The organism is Aeromonas sp. QDB31 (genome assembly GCF_027707605.1).
GTDB classification, from domain to species: domain Bacteria; phylum Pseudomonadota; class Gammaproteobacteria; order Enterobacterales; family Aeromonadaceae; genus Aeromonas; species Aeromonas media.
In genome coordinates, this window is sequence record NZ_JAPCIX010000019.1 from 71,134 (window position 1) to 88,148 (window position 17,015).

12 protein-coding genes are annotated in these 17,015 nt (G+C 63.8%); 1 reads left to right on the plus strand and 11 read right to left on the minus strand.

The annotated features are described in order from the left end of the window. Positions 1–53: 53 nt before the first annotated feature. Complete coding sequence (locus PG898_RS16765) at positions 54–263, minus strand: DUF1653 domain-containing protein (RefSeq protein ID WP_005326862.1); 210 nt, start codon at positions 261–263, stop codon at positions 54–56. Between the two features lie 359 nt (positions 264–622). Here PG898_RS16765 and PG898_RS16770 point away from each other — a divergent pair, with 359 nt between their 5' ends. After that, positions 623–1,837, plus strand: coding sequence for a pyridoxal phosphate-dependent aminotransferase (locus PG898_RS16770; protein ID WP_005326864.1), 1,215 nt, complete (start codon positions 623–625; stop codon positions 1,835–1,837). Positions 1,838–1,902: 65 nt separating this feature from the next. On the opposite strand, the gene PG898_RS16775 is transcribed toward PG898_RS16770, so the two are convergent. From PG898_RS16775 to PG898_RS16820, 10 genes are all read right to left on the minus strand, one after another. Beyond that, a complete protein-coding gene (locus PG898_RS16775; RefSeq protein WP_171269042.1) occupies positions 1,903–3,378 on the minus strand; it encodes a YfcC family protein in 1,476 nt (491 codons plus the stop codon). 163 nt (positions 3,379–3,541) lie between these two features. Continuing rightward, the gene (gene fabV, locus PG898_RS16780) at positions 3,542–4,735 is read right to left on the minus strand and encodes an enoyl-ACP reductase FabV (RefSeq protein ID WP_139751411.1); all 1,194 of its coding nucleotides are present in this window, start codon (positions 4,733–4,735) and stop codon (positions 3,542–3,544) included. 214 nt (positions 4,736–4,949) lie between these two features. Then, positions 4,950–5,174, minus strand: coding sequence for a hypothetical protein (locus tag PG898_RS16785; RefSeq protein WP_171269043.1), 225 nt, complete (start codon positions 5,172–5,174; stop codon positions 4,950–4,952). Further along, entirely contained in the window at positions 5,171–7,120 is a 1,950-nt protein-coding gene (locus PG898_RS16790; protein WP_171269044.1) for a hypothetical protein, read from the minus strand. The genes PG898_RS16785 and PG898_RS16790 overlap by 4 nt, the downstream gene beginning before the upstream one ends. Positions 7,121–7,147: 27 nt before the next feature. Beyond that, positions 7,148–7,552 (minus strand): hypothetical protein, encoded by a 405-nt coding sequence (locus PG898_RS16795; protein ID WP_171269045.1) that lies wholly within the window; start codon positions 7,550–7,552, stop codon positions 7,148–7,150. 28 nt (positions 7,553–7,580) lie between these two features. Beyond that, positions 7,581–8,741, minus strand: coding sequence for a LamG domain-containing protein (locus PG898_RS16800; protein WP_216368057.1), 1,161 nt, complete (start codon positions 8,739–8,741; stop codon positions 7,581–7,583). Between the two features lie 3 nt (positions 8,742–8,744). Continuing rightward, positions 8,745–9,935, minus strand: a complete 1,191-nt coding sequence (locus PG898_RS16805; protein ID WP_171269046.1) for a hypothetical protein — start codon at positions 9,933–9,935, stop codon at positions 8,745–8,747. 45 nt (positions 9,936–9,980) lie between these two features. Continuing rightward, positions 9,981–13,601 (minus strand): curculin (mannose-binding) lectin protein, encoded by a 3,621-nt coding sequence (locus tag PG898_RS16810; RefSeq protein WP_171269047.1) that lies wholly within the window; start codon positions 13,599–13,601, stop codon positions 9,981–9,983. Further along, positions 13,598–13,966, minus strand: a complete 369-nt coding sequence (locus PG898_RS16815; protein ID WP_171269048.1) for a hypothetical protein — start codon at positions 13,964–13,966, stop codon at positions 13,598–13,600. The genes PG898_RS16810 and PG898_RS16815 overlap by 4 nt, the downstream gene beginning before the upstream one ends. Next, entirely contained in the window at positions 13,963–16,806 is a 2,844-nt protein-coding gene (locus PG898_RS16820; protein ID WP_270824616.1) for a tape measure protein, read from the minus strand. The genes PG898_RS16815 and PG898_RS16820 overlap by 4 nt, the downstream gene beginning before the upstream one ends. Positions 16,807–17,015 lie beyond the last annotated feature (209 nt).

The following is a 17,015-nucleotide window of genomic DNA, read 5'->3' on the forward strand; positions in this document are numbered from 1 at the left end:
TGCAAAAGGCGCCTCAGGCGCCTTTTTTCATTTTTCATGGCAACGAGCCAGGCTCACGCCACCGGCGTGAAGCGGCTCACCACCTGCCCTTGATGCTCGATCCACTCCATGAACATGGCGACCGGGCGGGCATAGACCTGACCATCCTGCTCGGATTGGTAGACAACCAGCTGTTCCTGGGTTTCGGTGTGCAGGGCCAGGGCGAGCACTTGATAGTAACCCCCCTTGAAGTGGCGGTAGCGACCGGTGGCAGGTGCGTGCATGAAGAGCCTCGATGACAGGATGAAAAGACGCCATGAGCTGCGCGCGCACTAGGCCGGCAGCAGGGGTTGGAGCAGATTTTTCCCCCAGCCAATCGTGCCAGATGAGGTGGATAATTCAATACACTCTTACTGCTTTATGAACCTCGCCCTCATCTTTCACTAGTCTCGCGAGAGAGAGGCAAACGATCCTGCTGAATTTAACAGACTAGCAACCCTGTTTCAGGGGTAAATATCAGGGATTTATTCCATAAATTAGATTGTTCTAGCATTCAATTCTGTGAAGAATAGGGGTAGAGAAATTTGATACTAAAAAAAGCTTTTCTGCCAACGCGCCCCCAGGGGAAGGAATCACGCTCACCATGTTCACTATCGACAAGTCGCACAAGCTCGACGATGTCTGCTATGACATTCGCGGCCCGGTGCATAAAGAGGCCCGCCGTCTCGAGGACGAAGGCCACCGCATCATCAAGCTCAACATCGGCAACCCGGCCCCGTTCGGCTTCGATGCGCCGGAAGAGATCATCAAGGATGTGATCCTCAACATGCCCCAGAGCCAGGGCTACTGCGACTCCAAGGGTCTCTTCTCGGCCCGCAAGGCGGTGATGCAGTATTACCAGCAAAAGGGGATGCGCAAGGTCGACATCGACGACATCTACATCGGCAATGGCGCCAGCGAACTCATCGTCATGGCCATGCAGGCGCTGCTCAACAACGGCGACGAGATGCTGGTGCCCTCCCCCGACTACCCGCTGTGGACCGCCGCCGTCACCCTCTCCGGTGGCCATGCGGTGCACTACCGCTGCGATGAGGGGGCCGACTGGCATCCGGATCTGGACGACATCCGCGCCCGCATCACCCCGCGCACCCGCGGCCTGGTGCTGATCAACCCGAACAACCCGACCGGCGCCGTCTACGGCAGCGAATTTCAGCTGGAACTGATCGAGATAGCCCGCCAGCACAATCTCATCATCTTCGCCGACGAGATCTACGACAAGATCCTCTACGACGACATCTCCCACACCAGCGTCTGCACCCAGTGTGACGACGTCATGGTGGTGACCTTCAACGGCCTCTCCAAAGCCTACCGCGCCTGTGGTTTCCGTCAGGGCTGGATGGTCATCACCGGGCCCAAGGGCCGCGCCAGAGGGTATATCGAAGGGCTGGAGATGCTGGCCTCCATGCGGCTCTGTGCCAACGTGCCCATGCAGCACGCCATCCAGACCGCCCTGGGTGGCTATCAGAGCATCAACGAGCTGATCCTGCCGGGCGGCCGCCTGCGCCGCCAGCGGGACAAGGCCTGGGAGCTCTTGAACGAAATCCCCGGCGTCTCCTGCGTCAAGCCCAAAGGGGCGCTCTACATGTTCCCGCGTCTGGATCCCAAGGTGTATGACATCCGCGACGACCAGAAGATGGTGTTCGATCTGTTGCAGCAGGAGAAGCTCTTGCTGGTGCAGGGCACCGGCTTCAACTGGCCCGCGCCGGATCACTTCCGGCTGGTGTTCCTGCCCCGGGAAGAGGAGCTGGAAGAGGCCATCGGCCGCCTCGCCCGCTTCCTCAAGAGCTACAAGCAGTAAGCTCCACTCATCAAAAAGGCTCCCTCGGGAGCCTTTTTGTTATCTGTCGTTTTTTATCCGTGCCGTCAGCCGTGCAGAAGGGCGCCAGCCACCAGCACCCCCATGGTGATGAGAGCGACGCCCAGGATGAAGGGCAGTACCCAGCGCACGAAGCGATCGTAGGGGATCCTGGCGAGCGCCAACCCCGCCACCAGGTGGGCGGCGGTGGGAGCGAACAGGTTGATCCAGCCGGAGGCAGACTGATAGGAGGTGATCACCAGATCCCGCGAGATGCCGGAGAAGTCCGCCAGCGGCCCCATCAGCGGCATGGAGACGGTCGCCAGCCCCGAGGTGGAGGGGATGAAGAAGCTCAGGATGATGTGCACCAGATAGGCCATCAGGATGAAGACCGACGACGACAGCCCGCTCACCAGCCCCTCGGCCCAGTGCAATATGGTGTCGATGATGACGCCTTGCTCCATCACCACATAGATACCCCGCGCCACCGCGACCACCAGGGCCACCCCGATGAGATCCCGTGCACCGTTGAGGAAGGTCGCCACATAGTTGGACTCCGGCATCCGGTTGATGATCGCAATCAGGATGGAGGCGCTGAAGAACAGGGTGGAGAGCTCGTCGAACCACCAGCCTAAGGTAGGCAGCAGATCGATGCCCAGATCCGACCAGGGCACCACGGCATAGATCATCAGCAGGAAGGTGCCGAAGAAGACCAGCATGGTGAGCTTCTGCTTGCCGGTGAAGGCGAGATTGCCGCTCTTCATCTGGGAAAACTCGTCGTCATAGACGATGTCGGCCAGCACGGAGCGGGACTTGTCCTGCTGCACCTGCTTGGCGTAGCGCATCACGAACCAGGAGGCGAAGATCACCAGCAGCAGCCACTGGATGACCCGCAGGCCAATCCCCTCACCGATGGGAATGCCGGCAAAACCGGAGGCGATGCCGGTGGCAAACGGGTTGACGGTGGAGGCCAGCACCCCGACCCCGGAGCCGAGCAATATGATCCCCGCCGCCACCATGCGATCGAAGCCAGCGGCCATCATCACCGGCACGATGAGCGCCCAGAAGGCCACCGTCTCCTCCGCCATGCCGAAGGTGGAGCCACCGAGGGCGAACAAAGCGATCAGCACAGGAATAAGCAGCCGCTCGCGCCCGGCGAAGGCGCGCACTATGGCCCCCACCCCGGCATCGAGCGCCCCGCTCTGCATGGTCACCGCCAGAAAGCCGCCGATGATGAGCACGAACAGCGCCACATCGGCCGCCTTGTGAAAGCCCTGGATCGGTGCCTTGAGCACCTCGAACACCCCCTGCGGTTGGGAGGGGAGCTCGGTGTAGCTGCCGGGCACCGGCAGCAGCCGCTCGTCGCCGCTGTAGTCGGCCACGGCCGCCGCCGCAACAGGCTGCTGGGTCTTGGCGGTCAGGTAGTTGTATTTGCCCGCCGGCAGCACCCAGGTCAGGGCCGCCATCAAGGCGATGATGATGAAAAGCAGGGTATAGACAGTGGGGAGTTGGCGCTTCTTGGGCGCCGCGGTTGATGTGGTCATAGCTTCCGTACCTCGGCAATGCCGTCATGTGATCCAAACAGCGCAAGCCTAGCGGGTTTGATATGGGAAAAAGGTGATCGTCGATAATAAAATTCCGCAACATGACGGGATTTTTGCCAAAAAAACAGGGCCCCGCAGGGCCCTGTTTTCACTTGAGTCAGGCTCAGAGCTCGACCACGTCGAATGTCACATCCGGATTCACATCCGCATCGTAATCGACCTCGTCCAGACCGAAACCGAACAGGCGCAGGAACTCCTGCTTGTAGCCGGCGTAGTCGGTGAGCTCGGACAGGTTCTCCGTGGTGATTGAGGGCCAGAGATCGCGGCAGGTCTGCTGCACGTCTTCACGCAGCTCCCAGTCATCCATGCGGATACGGGCCTGCTCGTCCAGCGCCAGATCAGCGCCGTACAGGCGGGTACGCAGCATGCGATCCACCTGCTCCATGCAGCCTTCGTGGATGCCCTTCTCCTTCATGATCTTGAAGGCCATGGAGATGTAGAGCGGCATCACCGGAATGGCTGAAGAGGCCTGGGTCACCACGGATTTCAGCACGGCCACGTGGGCAGTGCCGCCCTTGGCGGCCAGATCGCCACGAATGGCGGAGGCGGCGCGGTCCAGATCTTCCTTGGCGCGGCCCAGGGTACCATGCCAGTAGATGGGCCAGGTCAGATCGGTGCCGATGTAGGAGTAGGCCACGGACTTGGCGCCGTCGGCCAGCACGCCCGCATCACGCAGGGCAGCCATCCACAGCTCCCAATCCTGACCGCCCATGACGGTGATGGTGCTCTGGATCTCTTCCTCATTCGCCGGCTCGACGGTGGCGGTGATGATCTGATCCTTGTTGGTGTCGATGGCAGTGGAGGTGTAGACCTCACCGATCGGTTTGAGAGCAGAGCGCACAACTTCACCGGTATCCGGCATCTTGCGTACCGGGGAGGCCAGGGAGTAGACCACCAGATCGATTTGACCCAAATCCTGCTTGATGAGCTCGATCACCTTGGCGCGGCACTCGTGGGAGAAGGCGTCACCATTCACGCTCTTGGCGTAGAGGCCAGCCTCTTTGGCAGCCTTGTCGAAGGCGGCGGAGTTGTACCAGCCGGCGGAGCCCGTCTTGGTCTCGGAGCTCGGCTTTTCGAAGAAGACGCCAATGGTGGCGGCGCCGCTACCGAAGGCAGTGGCAATCCGGGAGGCCAGACCATAACCGGTGGAGGCGCCGATCACCAGTACCTTCTTGGGACCATTCTCGATGGTGCCCTTGGCCTGGGTGTAAGCAATCTGGCGACGAACATTGGCTTCACAACCGACCGGATGAGTGGTGGTGCAGATAAAGCCGCGAACCTTGGGTTTGATAATCATATGGGGTCTCGACACCGTTAAATGGATGAAATCGTGGCATAAGATACCTCATTGTGACCCGCTATGGTGCTCTGATGTGTTGAACTGCGGGGAAATGTAGCCCGCCGCGAAAAATGAAAAACACTTCTGGGTAAAACGATAAACAGAGCTCGGCCGCGTTTATCAAACTCGGTGAATCAGGAATCGCCAAGATTGAAAGGCGCTTAACAGAGACTTAAACCTCGATTTCATAGGTTGGTAAATCAGGGGCGGGCCCAATGATAGCACCACTCTGATAGAACGCCTTCTGGCCGATGGCCACACCTCCCCCTCGCACGATCACCACCCCCCCTCCCGGGGTCTCCAGTGTGGTACTGGTGACCGTCGTTGCACTGACGGTACCAACCAGCAACGGGTCGGCACCGGGTATCAGCTCCTGGAATTGCTTGAACAGGTTCATAAAAATCGCTCCACACTCAGTTGCTGGCGCACCGTCATGGCCCGGCCCTCCAATTCAACCGCGACCCTGACACCTCGGTTAAAGCCCTTCCAGCCATCCACCGCGAGCAACGCCCCGGGCAGGATGAGACCCGTATCGGCAGACAACGGCAGCTGGATGGTCTGGGTGCGCCTCGGCATGGTCTTGGCCAGCCCCACCACACCCTGAGCACGGGCCGCCACCACATCACACACCAGCGGGTGGGTGATGGCCGGTGCCTGCCGATCCCCTGCCGTGCCTTGGCGCAATACTCGTCCATTGATGCCCTGATGACCACCGCTGACATAGATGCCGTTCGCCGCCTGCCCCGGCTGGAAGTCGCTACCCAGCGTCGTGATGATGGCGCGGGGGATGGCCACGTCGGCCAGCGCCCCGTCGAGCTGCCAGGGCACGGTCGGATAGCGCGGTTTGATGACCAGGTGCCGATCGCGTTGATGCGGCAGCACGAACCCGCCCGCCGCCTCGGCCAGGTACTTGATCGCCTCGATGGGGGTCTGACTGTCCAGGCTGAAGAAACCGCCAGGTACCAGCCAATCCGGCGCCTGCCAGTCCAGTGTCCAGCCGAACGGCAGCAGGGACTCCGCCAACTGGGCCATCGTTGCCGCCCCGCTCTCACTCACCGCCTGGGGTAACACGTGGGTCGGCGACAAGTAGGCTGTGCGAGAGCGCCCAGTCAGGGTCGCCGACTCGCGGGCAAAGCTCTGATTCGACTGCCAGCCATCGCACACGCAATCCCACTGCTGGCCATTGACATGGATGCTCACCTCCTCCTCGTCCGTCATTTCGGCCGCCGCGATGCGCGGGATCTGGGCCGTGAACTGCCAGGCCCAAGAGTCGGTATCGAGCTCGATGCTCAGCGAGGTGGCGGGAATGTCGATCCCATCCCTGACCCGCACAATGCTTGCTGCGTTGCTCACCAGGTAAACCCTCCGGGTTGGAATAACGATGTGGGCCTGCCCGAACCAAACAAACTCCAGGGAGGCATCCCCACGGGGTCGGCCAAACACCAGCGCCTTGGTGCGTTTGTCTGGCCGCTCCGGCTTGATGGGCGGCTTGGGGGGCGAGCTGGTCCCCCAGGGGGGCTGCATCGCCTCCTCCCACCTGTCCAGCCAGCCCTTATGAAGAGACGGGCCAAGCTGCCAGCGCTGGCCAGTAAGGATGAACCCGAGCGGGACGCCCTCCTGCCAGCTGTCGGCCTGCCAGACCTTGTTCTGGCGGGGGGGATCGCGATAACCACCGACCTGCCAATGGCCGAGGGCAATCCCCTCGGCCCACAACGACTGATTGATGGCATGACCCGGTGGCAGGCTGGTGAAGCCTTGGCCATGGCTCACCCCCAGCGGCAGGCCTTCGGTAAAGCGCTCCTGTTTCAACGCAGTACAGCGGGGCATCTGAGCGCTCAGATCCACCACGGTGGCGGTCAGCGGGGCCCCCTCCTGCCAGTCGCTGACGTTGGTCGTCTGCAACACATCAGGGCGCGACCAGTCGCTCGCCACGCTGGCCGTTACCTCTGGCGCCAGGTTCCAATGCCCCTGACTGATGTGACTCGGCCCCCTGAATACATTGATGTCGTAATCGGCCTCGAACTGGTAGAGCGCGGGGCGGGCCGTCACGGCCAAGCCGGCCTCGATCACCACGCTGGCGGTGATGTCGGTCACCATGGCGGGCGCCGTGCTGACCAAGGTGGCCGGGTGGATTGCCGTCACCGCCACGTCTGCCAGCGGCGCCTGGACATGCCCTTGCAACACAGCGGGCAGCACCAGCCCGGGGGAGCTGGCAAACGTGGGGGGCAGGCAAGTACCCTGCAACACGGCCACATAGCGCACCACCAGGAGCGGGTTCAGCTCCAGGGCTGCGCTGCTCCTGCGGGCTTTGCACAGCTCCAGCCGGGCGTCTGTTCTGGCCATGCTGACCTCGGGGCTCACGGGGAGCGGTTAGGGTTCGGTAAAGGTGGCGGTGTTGATGCGCACCATGGCGCCCTCATACAGCTCATTGGCCGGGATCTCGATGTCGGCACCGAAGCCGGGTGGCCCCACGTCTAGATCCGCCACAAAGTCGCCGTCCCGGTCGGCAATGCGACCCCAGGCATGGATCCCGCTGGCGGTCGCCATCTGCTCGGCCAGGGGCTTGAGGGTCAGCACCCCGCCCGTCACGCTCTGGGCGCAAGGGTGGGTGAACTGCAACGCCACCAATAGCACCTGGTCGGTGATGGCCGCCCCGGGGGCGGGTCTCGGGCCGGTGTAGATTTTGAGGGTCGCAGCCCCCGCGCTGCCCTCGTCGATGGCGGCCGCCAGCAGCTGGGCGCGACTGGTGCGCAGGGCGTCAGAAAACACGAGCATATCAACCTCCGCAGGTAGTGCGGCCCGGTCAGACCAGGCCAACCCCCTCACCGGGGGCGTAGGGGGTGGGGAGCTGGAAGTCGGCCGCAACCGCATTGTAATCGGCGGGGCCGAAGGCGGGATCGTCCTGGGCGACCAGCATGTAACGGCGGTTGAGCCAGAGCAGATCGAACCGGTATTTGCCATCAGAGGCCCGGCTGTAGGTCTCCCCGATAAGGTTGCCCGCCTGGTCGAAGCAGAGCACCCGGCGCCTGACCCCCTCCCCGTCGATGGTGACGGTGCTCTCGATGTAGCCCTGCAGCACGTTCTGGTTTCCATCCCTGACCCAGTTCAGATCCTGCCCCTGACAGAGCGGGTCGGTCGTCACCGACAAGGCAGGCATGGGGCCGGCATAAACTGCCCCTGGGCTACCACGCCACTCAACATCCTGCGGCTCGAACTGGCTGCGGGGCTCCTCGTTGGCAGGGATGGCAGTGAGCGGTGATGCCTTCCACCCCATGGCGATACCCGAAAACAGCTGGGCGCGAGCCAGCAGCTCATCACTGGTCAGCAGGCGGTTGTAGATGGCTACGTGCGCCATCAGCCCCAAGGCGCCATTGGCCCCACCCCGTGAGAAGATATGCACGGGGATGGAGGTCTGAGTGGCTTGCACCCCACTCCCCGGCAGATTGCTGACAGGGCTCAGAGCCCCGTTAACCACCGACCACATCCGAGGCCCTTGGAACATCAAGATGATATGCGCCACCGGGGGCAAATTGGCCGCACCACCCAGATAGACGTCCGGGCTTTGGGGGACGCCAAGAAAACCGAGCATGGCGGGGGGCTTTCCGGCGGCCGAGGGTTGAGTGGATGCGAGAGATTGAACTGACCAGTTGTTGTTCAACCCGTTGCGCTCCAGCCACACCAGATTGTTGTCGCCAATATCGGCAACCACCAGTTCAACGGTCAGCGTGGTGCCCCGAAATTCCGGCCTGTCTGGCACCGTCACCAGGGGGGTGTTTTCTCCCTTGGTCATGACCACATCCATCCCACCCAGTTGCCTGGTCTGCTGGCTGAATGTGCCGCTCTGGCTGCCATGGTGGGCATTGCTCGACAGATCCTGACCAAGGTTGGCCAAGTTATCCAACGGGTAATACACCACCGGGTTGCTGGCCAGTATCAGGTCGCGCAAGGCTTGATCGTTCGCCATCTGTTACCTCCAGGGGCCGGTCAGGTCAAATCCCACCAAGCAAACTTGGGATGCGGGGTTCTGGCTTTGGGAATAACCCAACAGGATAAACCGCACAGTCTTGGCAGGCAGGGCCGGGAGCCCCGCAAAGTTCTTGCGGTGCCAATCTAAAGGGCTGGAAAACGGGCAGATGAGGCCAGGCAGATACCCCCTCAGATGGCTGTTCGTCTCCATCACCATCACCGGGTCGGCGGAAAGATAGAATCCATTATCCGGCCCGTTCGGCACATTCATGCCCGTACCAAAGCGGCCAAACAGCCCCTTTCGCCAGAAGGTCGTGGTGCCGAACAATTGATGAAAAGGACGGGCCAGATAACTATCAACGCTGTCGAACAGTGGCCAGTTATTGCCATAAGATGAGTTGTTAGCCCCACCCCCAATGCTCCAGTTGCGCGATACATCGGTGGCCAGCAGGGAGGGATAGGAGTTGAACACCGCATGATAGCGGTCGCCTGGCCGCAGGCTCTTGATGTAGCCAAAATGGTACATGAACTGGTAATTGGCAGCGGCGTAAGCGGGCATGAAATAGAACAGCTGGGGATCGCCTATCAGATCCCAGCGCTTGTCGCTATAACGCCCCGTTGCGGGCCAGCGCCCCTCGGTGACAGTGGTGAAAGTGTTGATGTCCACCACATCCTCGACCACCAATACCTTGGCCAAGTGGGCATTCGCAGCACCGGTCCAGCCGCTAAATGCGGTGTTGTCGATGCGAAGGCTGACGTTGCCCGACTCGCTGACGTTGGTCGGCCGGTAGATGGCCACCATGCCGTCACCGCTCTCATGGGTCAGGGTCCAGCCGAGGGGGGCCACCTTCATCGACATGGTGCCACTGCCGGCAGAGCCCGGGTTGCCACCGTCCAGCTCAAACCACACCTCGGTGCTGCTCACCTTCTTGACCCTGTGCTCGCCGTTGTAGGCGGCTGGGCTGGCGCCGCTCACCTCGATCACCGAGTCTTTCAGATAGGCATGCCCGCCCGCGATGGTGGCCTTGGCAGCCCCCTCGGTGGCATCCCACACCAGGCTGGTCAGGGTAAGAGTGCCGAACCCGGTCACCAGCACCGCCTTGAGCAAGGCCGTCAGGGCCCCGGCGCTGGCATCCCCCAGGCTGGGCGCACCCTGCATTTGACTCGCATACCATTTCACCGGAAAAGCCATGGTGTTCTCCTGATTGGTTGGGGTGGGGCAGATTGCCCCACCCGGTTAACGGTTGACGTTGCCGCGCAGCTGCAGCTCGAACTTGTCGGTCTCCTGCGCCGCCACCGACTGCAGGATGGTGCGGATCACCCAGAGCGGATAGGCCGCCGCCTGGGTGGTGAAGCGCAGTACGTTGCCGCTCGACCAACCCGCCCCCCAGCCACGGTGATCCAGCCTGAAATAGGGCTGGCCGTTGTTGGGGTTGATGGGCGCCAGGTCGGTGTTCACGTCCCCCACCGCGATCTGACCCACATGCTCCCCGACCAGCACAAAGGTGGTGCTGGAGTTGAAGATGATGGCCCAGCGCTCCTGCAGGGTGGCGCGGTTGGTGACCAGGATCGGGTAGTCGGTGTCGTTGTACTGCGCCGTGGACTGGTCGCCGATGAGGTAATCAGACCAGACATTGGTCCAACTCTTCTGATCGAACAGCCCGGTGTAACGCGCCCACAAGTCGCCGATGATGAGCGCACTGGACACCAGGGTATCGGCGGCGTCATAGGCGTGGGACAAGGGCCTGGCCAGTCTGAGCCGGCCCGAGATCTCCACGTCGCTGACCAGGCTCATGTCCTCGATGCGGTGCACCACGTAGAGGGGTTCGGCGTAACCGGTCAGGTTCAAGGGGCTGGCAAGCGTCACCACGCCGCTGTCAAGGTTGACGCTGTAGAGCGACGTGGCCAGCTGTTTGCCATCCTTGTCCTCCACATGGGCATGGGCCAGCCGCACCCGATTGGCATTCAGCTGTTGCCCCGCCGACACCCCCAGCGGGAAGGCCGCCTTCTGGGTACTGTGGATCACCACGATGTAGCCCTTGCGGATGAAAGGCACCCGCCCGTCTGACGGCAGCCGCACCGGATCCAGCCCGATGACATCGGCATTGAGCGGCAGGTAGCTGAACACCACGCAGTTGAACCGGATGGTATCGGCCACCACGCTAAGCGGCCGCCAGATCTTGCCGTCCTCCCCCACCAGTTCGGCGTCATACCAGGGCTCGGCCTCGTTGCCGGCGGCCGTGACCTGACGGCCAAAGCGCACCGTCGCCACGCCGGTCTGGTAGTTCACCCGACCATCCATGTCGGCGGTGGTGAAATAGCCGTCCCCATCCGCCGTCGCCTCGATGCGCCGACCGGTGGCGGTGTTGGCGCTGATGTAGAGGCTGCCCGGGGCCACGGGGGCGCCCGGGGTGCGGAAGGTCACCATGTCCACCGACTGGACGTTAAACGAGGTGGCCAGGGACTGCAGCGACGGCTGGGCCCCCTGCCCCGCCGCCCAGTCGGCCAGCACCGCCAGCCCGTTGCTGTAGTCGATGGTGCCCGCCTGGATGCCGGCGCCGGTCGCCGGATCCGGGTCGCGGTAGAGCAGCCCTTGCCGGTCCACATAGGTGGACCCGCCCAGGGTGAAGCGCATCGAACCCTCCAGGATCGCCTCGGAAAACCCGGGGGTCACGTCGATGCGCAGCGCCTGGGCGGTCAGGGTGGCGTTCTGGGCCTGGGCGCTGTTGTTGTTGCGGTAGGTCACATCGACCCAGCCCCCCTCGCCATCGGGGAAGGTGTAGGCGGTGTTGACGTACTGGATGCCGGTCAGGGTCCAGCGCATGTCGGTGTACCAGGTGCCCGTCACCGGGTCCTGGTGGCTGCCCGCCGGCACCCAGGCATAGGTGGGTTCGGGCAGCAGGGCGGTGCCATCCGGCATGAAATGCAGGGTGGCGGCGTTGTAGTCGATGGCCCCCAGCACGTTGCCGCTGGCATCTTTCAGATTGCCCTGGCCGTCATCGGTGAGGGTGATGATGGGGTCCTTCTTCTCGATGGAGAGGATCCGCTCTGACGCTGCCACGATGGCGTACAGCGCGTTGAACTTCACCCGCACCGACCCCGGGGTGAGGTTGTGGACGCCGCCCCCATCCCCGTCCAGGGTGATGGAGAGGTGCCCCACCTGGCCGGGGGTGCTGAGGCGCCCCGGCTCGATGTGGCGCTCGGTCACCGGCTCGCCGTACTGGTACTGGGCCACGTACTCCTGACCCAGTGCCGGCAGGGTGATGTGCTCCAGGTCGATGATGGCCTCGGCGTAGTTGATGGTGCCGGTGATGTCGCCCCGGATCCGCCCATCCCCCACCGCATCGTTGGCGGTCTTGCCGTTCCCCCAGGTCAGGATCAGGCTCTTGGGGGTGATGCCGGTGTGGGGCAGCTGCCAGGCGCTCTTGCTGATGCTGATGGCCTGGCCGCTGCGGTTGGTGTAGTTGACCGGGGTCGCCCAGCTGAACAGGATCGCCGTGTCCACGTCCGGCAGTGCCCCCAGGGTCAGCATGGCCGAGCCGGTGGCATGGCTGACCACGCCAGACCCGTAGGAACGATCCGACCCGAACAGCTCGCCCCGGCCGTTGTCCTTCAAGTCGTACCACTTGCCTTGTGCCATGTACGACACCGTCAGGGTGCCCGGCGCCGGGGTCGGCTGCAGGGTGATGGTGTAGGCATAGCCCCGGTTGTTGGCCTTGATCTCGATCTGCGCCGTGTCGGCGATGCGCGACGGGCGGGCCGCTGGCCAGAAGCTGACGGCCTTGCTCGCGGCGCCGTAGTTCGGGCACTGGGCGTTGAACTCCAGCTGGCCCCGACCGTAGTCGATGGCGCCGATCACCGACCCCGCCACCACCAGTTCGCCGCCCTTGTCGGTGATGACGGCGGCGCCGATGGTGATGGTCAGGGTGCCCGGCTTCACGCCGGTGCCGAGGAACAGGCCCCGGCTCGGGGCGATGCTGACCACGGTATTGAACGTGACCAGTCCCTTGCCGGAATCCACCAGGCTGGCCAGCTCGCCGGCGGCGGTCAGGTCCACCGCCGGGGTTTCGCTGCGGGCCGCCGGCACCAGCTGGGTGAAAATGGTCTTGGCCCTCACCTGCATGGCGCCCAGGTTCACCGCCTCGGCCAGCTTGGTGGTGGCGAAGTAGTTGGCCGCATCGGCCACCACGGTCTCGCGCAGGGCGGTCTTGACGTTGGTCACCACGTCATAGGGGGTCGGTTGCTCGCCCTCGAAGGTGTAGCGCAGCGGATCGGCCAGGGTGCAGGTCACCACATTGCGGGTGAACTCTGGTTCACCCTGGATCTTGAACTTGGCCAGTTGCTGGGTCACGTCCAGGATGCGCACGTACTGCTCGAACTCGCCGGCCTTGCCCTCGTCGCCGACCAGCACCAGGGTCTCCCCCACCTCCGGCAGGCGCACCTCGACCCGCTGGAAGAAGCGGATCGCCCGCTGCCCTTCCAGCTGGGTGTCGTACAGAAAGCCGCGCCACTTGGGCCCACGGGCCAGGTAGCGCTCCAGCACGTCGCGGGCCTCGGCGCGGGTGTCGTGGTGATCCCCGGTGCTCATCAGGCACAGGCCCACACTGGGGTCGCTCGGCGGCAGCAGCACCGTGGTGTTGGCGCCGTAATAGGTGTCGGTGTCGTCGGTCTGCACCGCGAGGAACGCCTTGCGCAGGTTGACCACCCCATAGGCGCGGTCGAGATCGCTGACGTCTGGAAACAGGCTGTTGTGCTCGCCGCTCACGATCTCGCGGCCGGTGACCCGGCCACCGCCATCGGGGGTATCCGTCAAGCGCTGGCTGCCGAGCAGCTTGATGTCGCCGGAATAGATGCTCATCGGATCACCTCGGTAAAGTTCAGGGTCAGGGCATAAGGTTCACCCGCTTCGGGGTCGGCCATCTCGATCAAGGGGGTGGCCACGACGCCGGGCCGGCGCCAGAACACCTCCCGCTGCAGCCCGTCGAGCAGGGTCAAGGTCATCAGCTGGGCCACCTGGGCCTCCAGCGCCTTGACCGACAGCACGGTGGCTCGTGGGCAATGGCCCACCAGGGTGATGGGGCGCCCTTCCGGCTTGGCCGTCTCCTCGACCAGGAGGGCACCGGAAAGGGTCGGCGTGACCACTTGCTCGACGGGGGCCCAATCGAACTCGTCTCGCCAGATGAGGTCATCGGGCAGTTGCAGGCCGTTTAAGGTGACGTTCATGAGCGCAGTCCCTGCTGTTTAAGGAGATTGATAAGGGCGGCGGCATTGGCAGCATCGGCCTGCACTTCGGCCTTGGCGCCGTTCGATGCACGCAGCTCGATGATGATCCGCTGGGGCTGCCCCTGGCTGAATGAGCTCTGAGGAACGCTTGATGGTCCGGCTTGGCTGGGGGCCGGTGTGGGGGCCTGCACCTTCTCTGATTCCTTGGCCTGAGCCTTGCTCAGCTCCTGCTGGAGCCTGGTGCGCATGGCCTCCATCTCCTTCTGGAACTTCTCGCCGTAATACTTGCTCCACTCGCTGTAGGCGGGGATATCGCGCACCTTCTGGCTGTAGCGGGCCAGTTCCTCCTCCACACCGGCGAGCGTGTTAGCCAGGGCATCGGCATTGCCGCGCAGGTTGTTGATGTCCACGGTCTTGTAGAAGAACGAGCCGGCGCCCACGCTGCGGGTGACCTCCCCCCGGCCACTGCCCGCACCGCCCCCGCCACCTGCCGAGGCCACGGCGTTGCCGGTCTGCACCGCTTCGTCCTGCACGCCGCGAAGGCCGGAGCGCATGGCATCGGTAGCACTCTTGGCCCGGGCGGCGGCGGTGTCGAAGCCATCGCCGATCGCCGCCACAGCTTGCTTGGCGTCACCGCTGCCCCCCTTCACCTTGCTCATGGCGTCGGCCGCGATGGCCATGGAGCGGGTGATGCCATCCCCGGTGAGCTGACCCTGTTTGGTCATCGCCTTCATGCGTTCGATCACCGCGTCGATCTCGGCCCTGTTCTTCGCCTGGTTGAACGCGGCCGCCAGGTACTCCTCACAGGCCGCCGAACTGGAGCCGCTGTGCTGCACCAGGGTATCCAGGGCGCCGAGGGTCTCCTTGAAGCTCTCACCGATACGGCCATTGGCCCGCTCGAAATCCAGCCCCAGGGTCTGGGCAGCCTTGCCCAGCGTGGCAGGGAGCTCTGCCGCCGTTTTCCTGGCGACGGCGTTGATCTCATCCAGATAGTCGCGGGTCTGCTTGGCCTCGGTGCCGAGCGCCTGAACGGCGGCGGCCCCCGCTCGCCAGCTGCCGGTCGCCTCGTCGTAATGCACCTTGCCCTCGGCCACCAGGCGGTCCAGCTCCGCCACGCTGGTGATGGCAAGCCCCAGTTCGCCAGACAGGGCGGCGAGCTGCCCCGACAGGCGGGCCTGGGTTTCAGAACGCTGGGCCTGCGCCTCTCGCAGCGCCAGCTCGGCCTGCACCAACTGGCGCAGTGCGGCGGCGAACTGGGTGATCTGGATGATGGACTCCACCGTCACGGCAGCCAGCAGGGCCCTCAGGGCCATGCCCAGCGCCCGCACGCCGATAGTCGCCCCGGCCGCTGCCGTCCCTGCCGTGGTCATGCCACCCGCCGCCGTGGCCGTCGCCGCCGGCAGGGCGACGAACTGGCCATAGAGGCCGCGCAGATCGGCAATCCAGCCCGCGATTTTCAGGCCAAACCAGGCCTGGGCCATCACCAGCAAGGCATCGCGCCAGGCATAGACGGTCTGGATGAAGCTCTTGATGGATTCTCCAAGCCCGACGATGCCGTCGGAGAGACGCTGGGCCCACGCCTGCAGACGGCCATCCTGGGCCATCTGGTCAAACTCACGGTTGAGGCTGGCCAGCTGGTTCTTGAGCCAGGTCAGCGCCCCGTTCTCCGCCACCATGCGGTAGAACTTGGCCAGGTTGTCCTGGGCGTTGGAGATAAGCCCGGAGAGCAGGCTCATGTTGGCGGCGGCCGCCCCGCTCGACTGGGCGGCAATCTCGTTCATCAGCGCCTGGATGGTGTCCCGGCCGAGCTTGCCGGCTTCCGAGAGCTTCTGCAGCTCGGCGGTGTTCTTGCCGGTGACCTGCTCCAGCAGTTGCCACACCGGCACCCCGCGCTCGATCAGCTGCAGGATCTCTTCGCCCTGCAGCTTCTGCTTGGCCCAGGCCTGGCCCAGCGCCAGGGAGATGCCCTGCACCTCCTCGAAGCCGCCACCCAGCTTGTAGGCCTGATCGACGATGCCCTGCATGGCGCCGTTCATGGGGTCGATGCCAAAGGCTTTCAGGCGCACGAAGACCTGGGTGACCTCGTCGAGCTGCAGCGGGGTGTTCTTGGCGAAGTCCTGGATCCAGGCGGAGGCCTCTTTGCCACCGGCAATCGACCCCATCACCGCCTTGAGCTGGACGCTAAGGCGTTCGGCCTGATCGCCGGTCTGGAACATGGCGACCAGCTGGTTGGTGAGGGTCTGGATCCCGAACCAGGTACCGGCCAGGGCTACCAGGCGACCGGTCAGGCTACCGATGGCCCCCTGGAACCCGCCAGCGCCTTGCCCCCCCTGCACCAGGGAACGCCCCAGCCGGTCGGTCTGGGCCGCACTCTCGCGCAGCTCCCGCTGCAGGCGTTGCTGTTCCTGGGCAAGGTTGCGGGTATCGAGCCCGGCTTGGGAGAGACCGGCATGCAGGCGGCTATGGCTGGCAGCCTGGGCGACCAGTTGGCGCTCCAGCTGCTTGATCTCGGAAGCCAGCAGTCGCTCCTGGTCGGTGAGCTGGCGAGCGCTACCCGCCGCCCCCTGCTGCTCGCGGCGCAGTTCGGCCAACTTATCCCGGGAGAGTATGGTGGCCAGTTCGAGCTGGGTCAGGGCGCGGCCGCTGGCCTCGAACTGGGCGATCAGGTCGCGCTGCTGGGTCAAACCTTCCAGGGTTTGCGCCAGGCGCTCGGTCTCGGCGGCGGTCTCGTCAGATAGGGGGCCCCGCTCCTGCACCTGCCCCGCCAGCGCGGCCAGGTCCTCGCGGCCGGTGACCTTGGCCGCCAGCTCCAGGGCGAGTTTGAGGTTGGTGCTGGACATAGGGGCAACCCTGACAAAATTGGATTGCCCCATGGTAAAGGGGTGGGGGAAGACGCGGATTTATGGTGAATTACTGAGATAGGTCACAGGAAGACCGCAATGGTTTTTTAACATTAGGCTAATCTAACCTAGGGAAGGTGCGAACAAGTCCCTGATATGAGATCATGTTTGTCATCTGGAGCCATGGAACAGGGTTCATCATGAGTCAT